Here is a 14,404-nt window from a genome sequence, read left to right as displayed (position 1 = left end):
GCGATTGGGCTTATAATTCAACCTCATTCCTCGCTCTGTCCTCGGTCATGTCCTGCAACCGCCACAAGATCCACTTCCTGCGCGAACTTATTCCCTCGTTCGAGTGCGTACCCGGCTGCCACGATTGCTGCGGCCCGGTCACCACCTCGGCCGAAGAAATGGCCCGCCTGCCGCGCAAGACCCCGGCCGAACAGGAAGTGGCCCTGGAGCACCTGAACTGCGTACACCTGGGCCCCGACGGCTGCACCGTCTACGAAGAGCGCCCGATGATCTGCCGCCTGTTCGGCACCACTCCGCGCCTGGCCTGCCCGCGTGGCCGCGGGCCTGAGCAGCCGATCGACCCGGCCGCCGAACAGCTGGTGCACCAGTTCATCGCCACCACCCGGCAAGTGCTGGTCTGAGCACGCGATACCCATTCGAGATTGCCGGGGCCGCTGCGCGCCCCATTCGCGGCACAAGGCCGCTCCTACAAGTGATCGCGGTTTCCTGTAGGAGCGGCCTTGTGCCGCGAATGGGGCGCGAAGCGGCCCCGGCGAGCCGAAGACGAATCAATCCGGGATCGGCAGGCACAGGCTCTCTTTCACTTCTTCCATCACGATGTAGCTCTTCGACTCGCGCACATGCGGCAGCTTCAGCAGGATGTCGCCCAGCAGCTTGCGGTACGAGGCCATTTCCGAGATGCGCGCCTTCACCAGGTAGTCGAAATCGCCCGACACCAGGTGGCACTCCAACACATGGGGCAACTTGAGCACGGCGCGGCGGAACTCCTCGAAGGTGTCGCCGGACTTGTAGTCCAGGCTGATCTCGACGAACACCAGCAGGCTGCCCTTGAGGTGCTGCGGATTGAGCCGGGCGTTGTAGCCCATGATGATCCCCTCGCGCTCCAGGCGGCGCACGCGCTCGGTGCAGGGGGTGGTCGACAGCCCGACTTTCTCGCCCAGTTCGGTGAACGAGATACGGCCGTCATTCTGCAGGATGCGCAGGATATTGCGGTCGATCTTGTCCAGTTCACGCTTGCTCTGGTGCTGGGTTCTCATAGGGGATGCCCCTCCGTCAAAGGCGATTTTGCCGAGAATTCTCGCCAAATATAGGCGTTTATATAGTGAATTGCACTGGGCTGTCCTTCATACAATGCGCGCATCCATGCCATATCAACAAAAGACTGCGGCGAGCCGCGTGCGAGGGATGAACAATGCGAGTACTGGTACTAGGTAGCGGTGTGATCGGAACCGCCAGTGCCTACTATCTGGCCCGGCAAGGTTTCGAAGTCACGGTGGTCGACCGCCAGCCGGCGGTGGCCATGGAAACCAGCTTTGCCAACGCAGGCCAGATCTCGCCCGGCTATGCCTCGCCGTGGGCCGCGCCAGGCGTGCCGCTCAAGGCCATCAAGTGGCTGCTGGAGCGCCACGCCCCACTGGCCATCAAGCTCACCGGCGACGTCGACCAGTACCTGTGGATGGCGCAGATGCTGCGCAACTGCACCGCCAGCCGCTACGCGGTGAACAAGGAGCGCATGGTGCGCCTGTCCGAGTACAGCCGCGACTGCCTCGACGAGCTGCGCGCCGAAACCGGCATCGCTTACGAGAACCGCAGCCTGGGCACCACCCAGCTGTTCCGCACCCAGGCCCAGGTGGATGCCGCGGCCAAGGACATCGCCGTGCTGGAGCAGTCCGGCGTGCCTTACGAGCTGCTCGACCGCGACGGCATTGCCCGCGTCGAGCCGGCCCTGGCCGGGGTGAAGGATATCCTCGCTGGCGCCCTGCGCCTGCCTAACGACCAGACCGGCGACTGCCAGCTGTTCACCACCAAGCTGGCCGACATGGCCGTCAAGCTGGGCGTCGAGTTCCGCTTCGGCCAGGACATCCAACGCCTGGACTTCGCCGGTGACCGCATCAACGGCGTGTGGATCGACGGCAAGCTGGAAACCGCCGACCGCTACGTGCTGGCCCTGGGCAGCTACTCGCCGCAACTGCTCAAGCCGCTGGGCATCAAGGCCCCGGTTTACCCGCTCAAGGGCTACTCGCTGACCGTGCCGATCACCGATGGCGACATGGCGCCGACCTCGACCATCCTCGACGAAACCTACAAGGTGGCGATCACCCGTTTCGACAACCGCATTCGTGTTGGCGGCATGGCTGAGATCGCCGGTTTTGACCTGTCGCTGAACCCGCGTCGACGCGAAACGCTGGAGATGATCGTCAACGACCTTTATCCTCGCGGCGGCGACCTGAGCCAGGCGAGCTTCTGGACCGGCCTGCGCCCGGCCACCCCGGACGGCACGCCGATCGTCGGTGCCACCAAGTTCCGTAACCTGTTCCTCAACACCGGTCACGGTACCCTGGGCTGGACCATGGCGTGCGGTTCCGGCCGCCTGCTGGCCGACCTGATTGCCCGCAAGAAGCCGCAGATCAGCGCCGAAGGCCTGGACATCTCGCGCTACGGCAACAGCCGCGAAGCAGCCAGCCAGGGCCAGCCGGCGCCGGCGCACCAGTAAGCGGGCGCCTGTACCGGCCTCTTCGCGGCTAAAGCCGCTCCCACAGAGAGCGCGATTTCTGTGGGAGCGGCTTCAGCCGCGAAGGGGCAAACACTGATCGACCTGTTCCCTCACCCCGGCGCGGTGGGTACCTACCCCCATCTGCCGCGCCGGGGATTTCTACATAACCAGAACTGCCAGAAGGCTGCCGCCATGCGTCCCGCCCGTGCCCTGATCGACCTCCAAGCCCTCCGTCACAACTACCGCCTGGCCCGTGAGCTGACCGGTGCCAAGGCCCTGGCCGTGGTCAAGGCCGACGCCTATGGCCATGGCGCGGTGCGTTGCGCCCTGGCCCTGGAAACCGAGGCCGACGGTTTTGCCGTGGCCTGTATCGAGGAAGCCCTGGAGCTGCGCGCGGCCGGCATCAAGGCGCCGGTGCTGCTGCTCGAAGGGTTCTTCGAGGCCAGCGAGCTGGCACTGATCGCCGAGCACGACCTGTGGTGCGTGGTGCATTCGCTGTGGCAACTCGAAGCGCTGGAACAGACCCAGGTGCACAAGCCGCTGACCATCTGGCTGAAGATGGACACCGGCATGCACCGCGTCGGCGTGCATCCCAAGGACTACCACAACGCCTACCAGCGCCTGCTGGCCAGCGGCAAGGTGTCGCGCATCGTGCTGATGAGCCACTTCGCCCGTGCCGACGAACTCGACGCCACGGCCACCGAGCAGCAGGTGGCGGTGTTCGAAGCTGCCCGCCAGGGCCTCAGCGCCGAGTGCAGCCTGCGCAACTCGCCGGCAGTGCTGGGCTGGCCGAGCATCAAGAGCGACTGGGTGCGCCCGGGCATCATGCTGTATGGCGCCACCCCGTTCGAGGTGGAGCAGGCCCAGGCCGCCCGCCTGCAACCGGTGATGACCCTGCAATCGCGGGTGATCAGCGTGCGCGAACTGCCGGCCGGTGAGCCGGTGGGCTATGGCGCCAAATTCGTCAGCCCTCGCCCGACCCGGGTCGGCGTAGTCGCCATGGGCTATGCCGACGGCTATCCGCGCCAGGCCCCCACCGGCACGCCCGTGGTGGTCGCCGGCAAGCGCGCCCAGCTGATCGGCCGGGTGTCGATGGACATGCTCTGCATCGACCTCACCGAGGTGCCCGAGGCCACCGTCGGCAGCCCGGTCGAGCTGTGGGGCAAACAGGTGCTGGCCAGTGACGTGGCGCTGCAGGCCGGTACCATCCCTTATCAAATCTTCTGCAACTTGAAGCGCGTGCCGCGGGACTATATCGGCGAATAAGGCGCCGAAGCGGACAGGCTGCGGGGCGGTGTGTTGTAAATACTGAACGGCATTGCCATCATATCGTTCACACATTTCCCCACCTGACCCCTTCCTGGAGGCCCACGCTTTGGACGTCGGTGAACGACTGCAAGCCATCCGCAAGCTCAAGGGCCTGTCCCAGCGCGAACTCGCCAAACGCGCCGGGGTGACCAACAGCACCATCTCGATGATCGAGAAAAACAGCGTGAGCCCCTCCATCAGCTCCCTGCGCAAAGTGCTCAGTGGCATCCCCATGTCCATGGTCGAGTTCTTTTCGGTCGAACTGGCCCCGGAAAGCCCGACGCAGATCGTCTACAAGGCCCACGAGCTGATCGACATCTCCGACGGCGCGGTGACCATGAAACTGGTCGGCAAGTCGCACCCCAACCGTGCCATCGCCTTCCTCAACGAGGTCTACCCGCCCGGCGCCGATACCGGCGAAGAGATGCTCACCCATGACGGCGAAGAGACCGGCATCCTCCTGGAAGGCCGCCTGGAACTGGTGGTCGGCACCGAGATCTTCATCCTCGAAGCCGGCGACAGCTACTACTTCGAAAGCACCCGCCCGCACCGTTTTCGCAACCCGTTCGCAGAGCCTGCTCGGTTGATCAGCGCGGCCACCCCGTCGAACTTTTGATCCAGCGCAGTGCATTGATTCGCCAATACCCTTTCCCCGAGTGTGGTCGTTCCACGCTTTCAGGAGTGCCGCTATACTTTTCAACGCTCGCTATTCCGTGGCCGCGAGCGTGATTAGCCACCATGAGGGTGTACGTGTGAACCAAATCAAGAAGATGCTGGCCGTACCAGCAGCCGTATTCGCCCTTTGGGCAATGAGCGCAACCGCTGCGACCAACGACGAGATCGCCAAGCGCCTGGCGCCGGTTGGGCAAGTCTGCGTCCAGGGCCAGGAATGCAAGGGCATGGAAGTGGTCGCCAGCGCTGGCGGCGGCGGTGCCAAGACGCCGGACGACATCATCGCCAAGCACTGCAATGCCTGCCATGGCAGCGGCCTTTTGGGTGCGCCGAAGATCGGCGACACCGCGGCCTGGAAAGAACGCGCCGACCACCAGGGCGGCCTCGACGGCATCCTGGCCAAGGCCATCACCGGGATCAACGCCATGCCACCGAAGGGCACCTGCGCGGATTGCTCGGATGATGACCTCAAAGGTGCGATCAAGAAGATGTCCGGGCTGTAGGCCTGACTGATCTGCGTAAAGCCCGCCTCCGATGGCGGGCTTTTGTTTTTGTGTCGTCTGCACCGACCTCTTCGCGGGTAAACCCGCTCCTACAGGTTGAGCGGAGGTCCTGTGGGAGCGGGTTTACCCGCGAAGAGGTCGGTGCAGGCAACCAATGGTCTAAGGTTCATGTCCAACCCCTGAACCCGCAGATCTCGCTGGAGGCCCCGATGCAGCGCTGTCCCATCGACCAGGCAGTGGACGAGGTCCTGAGCCGCCTGCCCATTCACATCCACATGGGCCTGCCCCTGGGCCTTGGCAAACCCAACGCCTTCGTCAACGCGCTGTACGCCCGCATCCGCGAGTTGCCCCAGCGCCGCCTGACCATCTACACCGCCCTGTCCCTCGGCCGCCCACCCCTGGGCGATGGCCTGCAACGGCGCTTCCTCGAACCCTTCGTCGAGCGCGTGTTCGCCGACTACGAAGAGCTCACCTACGTCGCCGACCTGCGCGCCGACAGCCTCCCGCCGAACATCCGCGTCGAGCAGTTCTTCATGCAGCCGGGCAGCCTGCTGCACAGCGTCTCGGCACAGCAGGACTACATCAGCAGCAACTACAGTCACGCCGCCCGCGACATCAACGCCAAGGGCCTGAACCTGGTTGCGCAGTTGGTGGCGGCCACGCCTGAACGCCCGGATCACCTCAGTCTGGCCTGCAATCCCGACATCACCCTCGACCTGCTGCCGATGATCGAAAAGCGCCGCGCGGCCGGCGAAACCATTCTGCTGCTCGGTCAGGTACACAGCGAACTGCCCTATATGCCCGGCGACTCGGAGCTGGCCGTTACCGACTTCGATCTGCTGATCGATGAGCCCGAGCAACGCCGGCTGTTCTCCACGCCGAACATGCCGGTCTCCACCCAGGACCACTGCATCGGCCTGCACGCCAGCAGCCTGGTGCGCGACGGTGGCACCCTGCAGATCGGCATCGGCGCCATGGGCGATGCCGTGGCGGCCGCCTTGCTGGCGCGCCAGGGTTACAACGACGGTTACCGGGCCCTGCTCGAGGCGTTGGATATCGGCCCGTGGCAGGTACTGATCGAACGGGAAGGGGGCCTGGATAGCTTCGCCCAGGGCCTGTACGGCTGCAGCGAGATGTTCGTCAACGGCCTGCTGGCCCTGGCCGAGGCCGGTGTGGTGCGACGCCCGGCGGACGAGCAGGGCGTGCTGGTGCATGGCGGTTTCTTCCTCGGCCCGCAGGCGTTCTACCAGCGCTTGCGCGAGATGCCGCTGGCGCAGCGCGCGCAGTTCGCCATGACCCGCATCAGCTTCATCAACGAGCTGTACGGCCAGGAAGACCTGAAGCGCCGCCAGCGTCGCGACGCACGCTTCATCAACACGGCGTTCGGCATGACCCTGCTCGGCGCCGGTGTGGCCGACCAGTTGGAGGATGGCCGGGTGCTCAGCGGTGTGGGCGGGCAGTACAACTTTGTCGCCCAGGGCCATGCGCTGCAGGGCGGGCGCTCGATCCTGCTGCTGCGCAGCTGGCGCGAGGCGGGTGGGGAGGTCAGCTCCAACCTGTACTGGACCTACGGCCACTGCACGATTCCCCGGCACCTGCGCGATATCGTGATCACTGAATACGGCATCGCCGACCTGCGCGGGCAAACCGACAGCGAGGTGATTGCGCGGTTGCTGGCGATCAGTGATTCACGCTTCCAGGCTGAGCTGATGGCGCAGGCCAAGGCGGCGGGCAAGCTGGCAAAGGGCTTCGAGCTCGACCAGCGCTACCGCGACAACACCCCCGAGCGCCTGGAGGCGATCCGTGCGCGGCATGGGCGGTTGTTCCCGGAGTACCCGCTGGGCAGCGACTTCACGGCCCAGGAGCGCGACCTGCTGCGGGCGCTGAACTGGTTGAAGAGCAAGTTCAAGCTGAGCGAGGTGCTGGAGCTGGGCAAGGCGGCACTGGATGCGCCAGGGCCTGAGGGGTATGAGGCGCACCTTGTGCGCATGCAACTGGATCAGCCGAAGGGGCTGAAGGAAGAGCTGTACCAGCGGTTGTTGCTGGCGGGGTTGGCGGCGACTCGATGATGCCGGGCTGCACGGAACCCTGTGGGAGCGGGTTTACCCGCGAATGCGATGGTGGATCCGACATCGTATTCGCGGGTAAACCCGCTCCCACAGGATAGGTGTGTGGCCTTACTCGATGAACGAAACCACACCGCCTTCCAGCGACTTGACCCGCGCCAGCGATTCAACGCGGTAGCCCTGGCTGTCCAGCTCGGCACGGCCGCCCTGGAACGACTTCTCGATGACGATGCCAAGGCCGGCCACGGTGGCGCCGGCCTGCTTGATGATCGAGATCAGCGCCTGGGACGCCTTGCCGTTGGCCAGGAAGTCGTCGATCACCAGCACGCGGTCGCTGCTGTTGAGGTGGCGCGGCGAGACGGCCACGGTGTTCTCGGTCTGCTTGGTGAAGGAGTACACCGAGGCGGTCAGCAGGTTCTCGGTCAGGGTCAGCGACTGGTGCTTGCGGGCGAAGATCACCGGCACGCCGAGCTTCAGGCCGGTCATCACCGCTGGGGCGATGCCGCTGGCTTCGATGGTGACGATCTTGGTCACGCCCGAGTCGGCGAACAGGCGGGCGAACTCGTCACCGATCAGCTGCATCAGCGCCGGGTCGATCTGGTGGTTGAGAAACGCGTCGACTTTGAGAACCTGATCGGAAAGCACGATGCCTTCTTCGCGAATCTTCTGATGCAGTGCTTCCACTTTGTTTTCCTCGATGTAGCAAAGGTGGCCGCAAATAGCGGCAAAGTTAAAGAGTAATGGTTGATCAGCGTTTGAGCATGGCCCGGATATCGGCCAGCGCATTGTTGCCCCGCGCGGCCTTGACTTCGACAGGCGCATCGTCCAGGCCTTCCCAGGCCAGGTCGTCCGGCGGCAGTTCATCGAGGAACCGGCTCGGCGTGCAGTCGATGATTTCGCCGTACTGCTTGCGCTTGGCGGCGAAGGTGAAGGCCAGGGTCTGGCGCGCGCGGGTGATGCCCACGTAGGCCAGGCGGCGTTCCTCTTCGATGGTGTCGGCCTCGATGCTCGAGCGGTGGGGGAGGATCTCCTCCTCCATGCCCATGATGAACACGTAGGGGAATTCCAGGCCCTTGGAGGCATGCAGGGTCATCATCTGCACACCTTCGGCGTTCTCTTCCTCTTCCTGCTGGCGCTCGAGCATGTCGCGCAGCACCAGCTTGCCGATGGCGTCCTCGATGGTCATGTCACCCTCTTCGTCCTTCTCGAGGGTGTTCTTCAGCGCTTCGACCAGGAACCAGACGTTGCTGATGCGGAACTCCGCCGCCTTGTCGCTGGCGGTCTGCTGGCGGATCCAGTTCTCGTAGTCGATGTCGCGGATCATCTCGTGCAGCGCGGCAATCGGGTCTTCCAGCGCGACCTTGTGGCGCACCCCGTCGAGCCAGTGCTTGAAGCGCTGCAGGCGCTCGGTGTAGCGGGCGTCCAGGTGCTCGCCCAGGCCCAGCTCCTCGCTGGCGGCGTACATCGACACGCCGCGCTCGGTGGCGTAGTTGCCGAGCTTTTCCAGGGTGGTCGAGCCGATCTCGCGGCGCGGCACGTTGATCACCCGCAGGTAGGCGTTGTCGTCATCCGGGTTCACCAGCAGGCGCAGGTAGGCCATCAGGTCCTTGACCTCCTGGCGGCCGAAGAAGCTGTTGCCGCCCGACAGGCGATACGGCACCTGGTGGTGCTGCAGCTTCAGTTCGATCAGCTTGGCCTGGTAGTTGCCGCGGTAGAGGATGGCGAAGTCGCTATACGGGCGGTTGGTGCGCAGGTGCAGGGTGAGGATTTCCATGGCCACGCGTTCGGCCTCGGCTTCCTCGTTCTTGCAGCGGATCACGCGGATCTCGTCGCCCACGCCCATCTCGCTCCACAGCTGTTTCTCGAACGCATGGGGGTTGTTGGCGATCAGCACGTTGGCGCAGCGCAGGATGCGGCTGGTGGAGCGGTAGTTCTGTTCGAGCATGACGATCTTCAGGGAGGGGTAGTCCTCCTTGAGCAGCATCAGGTTCTCCGGCCGCGCGCCACGCCAGGCATAGATCGACTGGTCGTCGTCGCCCACCACGGTGAACTGGTTGCGCATGCCGATCAGCATCTTCACCAGCAGGTACTGGCTGGCGTTGGTGTCCTGGTATTCGTCCACCAGCAGGTAGCGCACGCGGTTCTGCCAGCGCTCGAGCACTTCGGGGTGCTCCTGGAACAGCTTGACCGGTTGCAGGATCAGGTCGTCGAAGTCCACCGCGTTGAACGCCTTGAGCGTGCGCTGGTAGTGGGTGTAGACGATGGCGGCGGTCTGCTCGCGGGGGTTGCGCGCCTTTTCCAGCGCCTCGGGCGGCAGGATCAGGTCGTTCTTCCAGGCACCGATCATGTTCTTGATCTCGTCGATGCCGTCGTCGCCTGCGTATTCCTTCTGCATGATGTCCGACAGCAACGCCTTGATGTCGGACTCGTCGAAGATCGAGAACCCCGGCTTGTAGCCCAGGCGCTCGTGCTCCTTGCGGATGATGTTCAGGCCCAGGTTGTGGAAGGTGCACACCGTAAGCCCTCGGCCTTCCCCCGGACGCAGCAGGGTGCCGACCCGTTCCTTCATCTCGCGGGCGGCCTTGTTGGTAAAGGTCATCGCCACGATGTACTGGGCACGGATGCCGCAGTTCTGGATGAGGTGGGCAATCTTGCGCGTGATCACGCTGGTCTTGCCGGAGCCTGCACCAGCGAGCACCAAAAGAGGGCCGCCAACGTAGTCTCGGGCTTCCTGTTGCCGGGGATTGAGTCGGGACATGCTAGAAACCGGGGGTCGCCAGAAAATAGCCGCGCATTCTAACAGGCATCCAGGGTTTGTGGCGCGACCGTCTGACGTGTGAGTCAACCTTTTACCGCCCGCCGGGCGGGGTTTTTCACGGCTTGGCAGGGCGATACTGCCAACCGCCATGTAAATCCCCGAAATCCTGTTTGCCGGTTGCGCGGGTTTCGCGCAGGATGCACGTCAAAATGCGACGGGGCACTGGTCAAGGACGGCCATGACTAAAAGTGAAAATCATTTTCATTTGTTGCGGTAGGATACACCGCCCCCCGCCGTTCCACCGTCCACGCCTAAGGAGCCCGCTTGTCCACGCCCGCCGAACCCCTGCGTTTGCTGCTGTTGGCCGATGAGCCGGAATGGGCCGCACGCTTGCGCGAATGCCTGCAGCCTCTGGGTGGGAGTGCGGTGCTGCTGACCGCGCCGAACTGGGCGGCGGTCGACAGCCTGTTCGCCAACGACCGCCAGGCCGTGGTGCTGGCCACCCCCGAGCTGCAGCCAGCCCCCGGGCGCTGCGAGCTGCCGACCATCTTGCTGCTAGAGCAGGAGCCTGCGGCTACACCGGTGGGCGTCAGCGACTGGCTGGTGCTGGCGCAGCTTTGCACCGACACCCTGCGTCGCTCCCTGCGCCATGTGCGCGAGCGCGGCGTACTGGTCGCCACCCTGCAACGTCTGGCCGAGCAGGACCCGCTGACCGGCATTGCCAACCGCCAGGGCTTCCAGGCCTTGCTGACCACGCGCCTGGCCGAAAACGAAGGCCGCGGCCTGGCCCTGGGCCACCTCGACCTCGACAACTTCCGCCACGTCAACGATGCCCTCGGCCATCAGGGCGGCGATCGCCTGATCCTGCAGGTGGTGGCACGGCTCAAGAGCCAGCTCGAAGCCACCGACCAGCTGGCGCGCCTGGGCAGTGACGAGTTCGCCCTGCTGATCGACACCCGGCGTGACGCCAACCGCGCCGAATGGATCGCCGAACGCATCACCGAGGCCCTGACCGAACCGTACTGGATCGACGGCGAAAGCCTGCTGCTCGGCTGCAGCCTGGGCATTGCCCACGCCCGCGCCCAGGCCGGCGCCGACCCGCTGATGTGGCATGCGCACATCGCCATGCGCCAGGCCAAGGGCAGCCAGGGTTGCACCTTCCATGTGTTCAACGAGCGCATCAACCGCAACGCCCGCAGCCTCGCCGACCTGGAAAGCGAGCTGCGCCGCGCCCTGCGCCGCGACGAGCTGGAGCTGCACTACCAGCCACGTCTGAACCTCACCGACGGCCGTATCGTCGGCCTTGAGGCCCTGGTGCGCTGGAACCACCCGGAGCGCGGCCTGCTGCCGCCCAGCGAGTTCGTGCCGCTGGCCGAGCAGAGCGGGCTGATCGTGCCGCTGGGCTACTGGGTGATCTCCCGTGCCCTTAGCGATATGCAGGCCTTGCGCGAACGCGGCCTGGCGCCGCTGCACATGGCGGTCAACCTGAGCTTCCGTCAGTTCCAGGACAGCCAGTTGCTGGCCACCCTGAGCCGGCTGATCGTCGAGCATGGCGTCGATGCGCGCTGGCTGGAGTTCGAGCTGACCGAAACGGCGGTGATGCGCCGCAATGAGCTGGTGCGCCAGACCATGGATGCCCTCGGGCGCCTCGGTGTGCGTTTCTCGCTGGATGACTTCGGCACGGGCTTCTCCTCGTTCGTGCACCTCAACAGCCTGCCGATCACCCTGCTCAAGGTCGACCGCAGTTTCGTCGGCGGCATGGAGCAGCGCGAAGAGAATCGCAAGTTGGTGCACGCGATGATCAACCTGGCGCACAACCTCAACCTGGAAGTGGTGGCCGAAGGGGTCGAGAGCGAGGAGCAGATGGCATTGCTGCGTGAGTTCGGCTGTGACCAGGTGCAAGGCTTCCTGGTCAGCCGGCCGCTGCCGGTGGCGGAGTTGATCGAGTACCTGTTGCAGGCCTCGGAGCCCAAGTTGGCGGAAGTCCTCTAAGGCCTCTTCGCCGCACCGCCGCGAAGAGGCCGCAAGATCAGGCCGAGACGGTAGCCTTCTGCACCATCCCCGCCTTGCCAATCATCCGCTTCATTCGCCACTCAAAGGCAAAGGTCAGCGCCACCGAGGCACAGGCCAACCCCAGCGCCAGCCCCCACCAGATCCCCGGCGCCCCACCGCCGAGGGTGAAGGCGAACAACCAGGCACTCGGCGCGCCCACCAGCCAGTAGCACACCGCCCCGATCAGGAAGGTGGTGCGGGCATCCTTCAAGCCGCGGATCGAGCCCATGGCGATGGTCTGCACGCCGTCGAACAGCTCGAACCAGGCCGCCACCATCACCAGTTGCACCGCCAGCTGGAAGATCGGCGCAAAGGCCGGGTCGTCACGGTTCACCAGCAAGCCCACCAGGTTGTCCGGCAGCAACAGGAACAGCGCGGCAAAGCCAAGCATCAGCGTGGCACCGAAACCGATCCCGACACGCCCGGCACTGCGCGCCGCCAGCAAGTCGCCGGCGCCGTAGTACAGGCCCACGCGCATGGTCACCGCATACGAAAGCCCGGTCGGCACCATGAACGCGGTCGAGACGATCTGCAGGGCGATCTGGTGCGCCGCGAGTTCCGTGCTGCCAAGCACGCCCATGCACAGCGCGGCGAAGGCGAACAGCCCGACCTCGACCATGTAGGTACCGCCGATCGGCAGGCCCAGGCGCCACAGCTCGCGCAGCGCCGGCAGCGAAGGGCGCATCAGGCCCTTGCGCAGTGGGTAGGCGGCATAGGCCTTGTGCCAGCGGATGTACAGCGCCAAGGCGATGGCCATGCCCATCGACACCACCGCGGTGACCAGGCCGATGCCCATCAGGCCCAGCTTGGGCAGGCCGAACATGCCCTCGATCAGCGCATGGTTGAGCAGGTAGTTGAGCACGGTGCCCACCAGGCTGATGACCATCACCGGCGTGGAGCGCCCCAGTGCACTGGTGAAGCCGCGCAGGGCCATGAACGTCAGGTAGCCGGGCAGGGCCAGCGGCAGCAGGGTGAGGAACTGCATGGCCGCGTCGACGTTCTCCGGCTGCTGGCCGAACAGCAGCAGCGCCGGCTTGAGGTTCCACAGCACCAGCGCTGCCGCCAGGGCCAGGCCCCAGGCCAGCCACAGGCCGCTCTGGGCCAGGCGGGTGGCGCCTTCGATGTCGTTGGCGCCCTTGCGAATCGCCACCAGCGTGCCGACCGCGGCGATTATCCCCAGGCAGAAGATCGACACGAACGAATAGCTCGCCGCCCCCAGCCCGCCACCGGCCAGCGCCTGCGGGCTGATGCGGGCCATCATCAGGGTGTCGGTGAGCACCATCAGCATGTGCGCCAACTGCGAGGCGATCAGCGGCCCGGCCAGGCGCAGCAAAGCCTTCAGTTCGGTAGTGGGCGCGACGTGCATGGGCTTGTCCTTGTGGGTGGGGCAATGAGCGAGCGGTCGATTCTGAGGCTTCGGTCAGCTTTGCACAAAAGGATAAATGCGATCACTGCCATGAGTCTGACTCATGTATGTATGATCCAATGCACTGCCTCCACGGCCCCGCATGCCAGGTACGCCATGTCCCGCCAGCTCCCCCCGCTGTATGCGCTGCGCGCATTCGAAGCCGCCGCGCGGCTGAGCTCCTTCACCCGCGCCGGTGTCGAACTGTCGATCACCCAGAGCGCGGTCAGCCGGCATATCCGCACGCTGGAAGAGCACTTCGCCTGCCGCCTGTTCGTGCGCAGCGGCCGCAGCCTGCAACTGACCGAGGCCGCGCGGGTGCTGCTGCCCGGCGTACGCGACGGCTTCGCCGCGCTGGAGCGAGCCTGCGAGACCTTGCGCGGCGAAGACGACATCCTGCGCATGAAGGCGCCGTCCACCCTGACCATGCGCTGGCTGCTGGCGCGCCTGAGCCGCTTTCGCCACCTGCAGCCGGGCAACGAAGTGCAACTGACCAGCGCCTGGATGGACGTCGACCACGTGGATTTCAACCAGGAACCGTTCGACTGTGCGGTGCTGCTCAGCGACGGCAACTTCCCGGCCGACTGGGAGGTCCGCCGGCTGTTCAGCGAGCTGCTGATCCCGGTGGGTGCGCCGGACCTGCTCGACGATGCGCCCTGGGATGAGCGGCGGCTGGCCGGCATCGAACTGCTGCACCCCACCCCCGACAAACGTGACTGGCGCGCCTGGCTGGCGCGCATGGGGCTCACCGACAAGGTGTCGCTCAAGGGTGGGCAGGTATTCGACACCCTGGAGCTGGGCATGATCGCCGCTGCCCGTGGGTACGGGATCTCCATGGGCGACCTGCTGATGGTGGCCGAGGATGTGGCTCAGCGGCGCCTGAGCCTGCCCTGGCCGACGGCGGTGGCCAGCGGGCTGGATTATTACCTGGTGTGGCCGCGTACTCGGCCGGGCGGGGAGCGTTTGCGGCGGTTGAGTGCGTTCCTGCAGGAAGAAGCGGCTGCGATGGATTTGCCGGATGTTCACATCCTCTCGACGACCTGAGTGCCTAGGCCGGCCCTCTTCGCGGGTAAACCCGCTCCCACAGGAATAGGCGAAAGCCCTGTGGGAGCGGGTTTACCCGCGAAGGGGCCGACACCGAACGCA

12 protein-coding genes are annotated in these 14,404 nt (G+C 65.3%); 8 read left to right on the top strand and 4 right to left on the bottom strand.

All coding sequences use genetic code 11. The features are described from left to right. Positions 1-47 precede the first annotated feature (47 nt). On the top strand, positions 48-401 hold the full coding sequence (locus LOY51_RS26285) for a YkgJ family cysteine cluster protein (RefSeq protein WP_125466049.1): 354 nt from the start codon (positions 48-50) through the stop codon (positions 399-401). A gap of 147 nt (positions 402-548) precedes the next feature. On the opposite strand, the gene dadR is transcribed toward LOY51_RS26285, so the two are convergent. Beyond that, positions 549-1,037: a transcriptional regulator DadR gene (dadR, locus tag LOY51_RS26280; protein WP_003258963.1), complete on the bottom strand. Its 489-nt coding sequence runs from the start codon at positions 1,035-1,037 to the stop codon at positions 549-551. Positions 1,038-1,192: 155 nt separating this feature from the next. Here dadR and dadA point away from each other — a divergent pair, with 155 nt between their 5' ends. From dadA to LOY51_RS26255, 5 genes are all read left to right on the top strand, one after another. Beyond that, positions 1,193-2,494 carry a D-amino acid dehydrogenase gene (dadA, locus tag LOY51_RS26275; protein ID WP_125466048.1) on the top strand — a complete coding sequence of 434 codons (1,302 nt, stop codon included), beginning with the start codon at positions 1,193-1,195 and terminating at the stop codon, positions 2,492-2,494. A gap of 192 nt (positions 2,495-2,686) precedes the next feature. Beyond that, the gene (gene alr / locus LOY51_RS26270; protein WP_125466047.1) at positions 2,687-3,760 is read left to right on the top strand and encodes an alanine racemase; all 1,074 of its coding nucleotides are present in this window, start codon (positions 2,687-2,689) and stop codon (positions 3,758-3,760) included. Between the two features lie 109 nt (positions 3,761-3,869). Then, entirely contained in the window at positions 3,870-4,418 is a 549-nt protein-coding gene (locus tag LOY51_RS26265; protein ID WP_110992018.1) for a cupin domain-containing protein, read from the top strand. A gap of 154 nt (positions 4,419-4,572) precedes the next feature. Beyond that, positions 4,573-4,977: a c-type cytochrome gene (locus LOY51_RS26260; protein WP_110992137.1), complete on the top strand. Its 405-nt coding sequence runs from the start codon at positions 4,573-4,575 to the stop codon at positions 4,975-4,977. 209 nt (positions 4,978-5,186) lie between these two features. Beyond that, the gene (locus LOY51_RS26255) at positions 5,187-7,046 is read left to right on the top strand and encodes an acetyl-CoA hydrolase/transferase C-terminal domain-containing protein (protein ID WP_258643731.1); all 1,860 of its coding nucleotides are present in this window, start codon (positions 5,187-5,189) and stop codon (positions 7,044-7,046) included. Between the two features lie 108 nt (positions 7,047-7,154). Here the strand turns inward: LOY51_RS26255 and xpt are convergent, their stop codons facing one another. Together xpt and rep are read right to left on the bottom strand one after the other, a co-directional pair. Further along, complete coding sequence (gene xpt, locus LOY51_RS26250; RefSeq protein ID WP_125466045.1) at positions 7,155-7,727, bottom strand: xanthine phosphoribosyltransferase; 573 nt, start codon at positions 7,725-7,727, stop codon at positions 7,155-7,157. 64 nt (positions 7,728-7,791) lie between these two features. After that, a complete protein-coding gene (gene rep / locus LOY51_RS26245) occupies positions 7,792-9,801 on the bottom strand; it encodes a DNA helicase Rep (RefSeq protein ID WP_125861091.1) in 2,010 nt (669 codons plus the stop codon). A 324-nt stretch (positions 9,802-10,125) separates the two neighbouring features. Between rep and LOY51_RS26240 the strand changes: the two genes are divergently transcribed. After that, a complete protein-coding gene (locus LOY51_RS26240; RefSeq protein WP_258643729.1) occupies positions 10,126-11,793 on the top strand; it encodes a putative bifunctional diguanylate cyclase/phosphodiesterase in 1,668 nt (555 codons plus the stop codon). A gap of 37 nt (positions 11,794-11,830) precedes the next feature. Here the strand turns inward: LOY51_RS26240 and LOY51_RS26235 are convergent, their stop codons facing one another. Then, complete coding sequence (locus LOY51_RS26235; RefSeq protein WP_258643727.1) at positions 11,831-13,219, bottom strand: NorM family multidrug efflux MATE transporter; 1,389 nt, start codon at positions 13,217-13,219, stop codon at positions 11,831-11,833. A gap of 156 nt (positions 13,220-13,375) precedes the next feature. On the opposite strand from LOY51_RS26235, the gene LOY51_RS26230 reads away from it, so the two are divergent. Continuing rightward, positions 13,376-14,302, top strand: coding sequence for a LysR substrate-binding domain-containing protein (locus LOY51_RS26230; protein WP_125466041.1), 927 nt, complete (start codon positions 13,376-13,378; stop codon positions 14,300-14,302). Positions 14,303-14,404 lie beyond the last annotated feature (102 nt).

The sequence above is a fragment of the Pseudomonas sichuanensis genome, from assembly GCF_024749065.1.
GTDB classification, from domain to species: domain Bacteria; phylum Pseudomonadota; class Gammaproteobacteria; order Pseudomonadales; family Pseudomonadaceae; genus Aquipseudomonas; species Aquipseudomonas sichuanensis.
This window is presented reverse-complemented; position numbering and strand designations above follow the sequence as displayed.

Coding starts and splice junctions, on each gene's coding strand:
- LOY51_RS26285 (WP_125466049.1), top strand. CDS start 48: ATGTCCTGCAACCGCCACAAGATCCACTTCCTGCGCGAACTTATTCCC.
- dadA (WP_125466048.1), top strand. CDS start 1,193: ATGCGAGTACTGGTACTAGGTAGCGGTGTGATCGGAACCGCCAGTGCC.
- LOY51_RS26255 (WP_258643731.1), top strand. CDS start 5,187: ATGCAGCGCTGTCCCATCGACCAGGCAGTGGACGAGGTCCTGAGCCGC.
- alr (WP_125466047.1), top strand. CDS start 2,687: ATGCGTCCCGCCCGTGCCCTGATCGACCTCCAAGCCCTCCGTCACAAC.
- LOY51_RS26260 (WP_110992137.1), top strand. CDS start 4,573: ATGCTGGCCGTACCAGCAGCCGTATTCGCCCTTTGGGCAATGAGCGCA.
- LOY51_RS26235 (WP_258643727.1), bottom strand. CDS start 13,219: ATGCACGTCGCGCCCACTACCGAACTGAAGGCTTTGCTGCGCCTGGCC.
- dadR (WP_003258963.1), bottom strand. CDS start 1,037: ATGAGAACCCAGCACCAGAGCAAGCGTGAACTGGACAAGATCGACCGC.
- rep (WP_125861091.1), bottom strand. CDS start 9,801: ATGTCCCGACTCAATCCCCGGCAACAGGAAGCCCGAGACTACGTTGGC.
- LOY51_RS26230 (WP_125466041.1), top strand. CDS start 13,376: ATGTCCCGCCAGCTCCCCCCGCTGTATGCGCTGCGCGCATTCGAAGCC.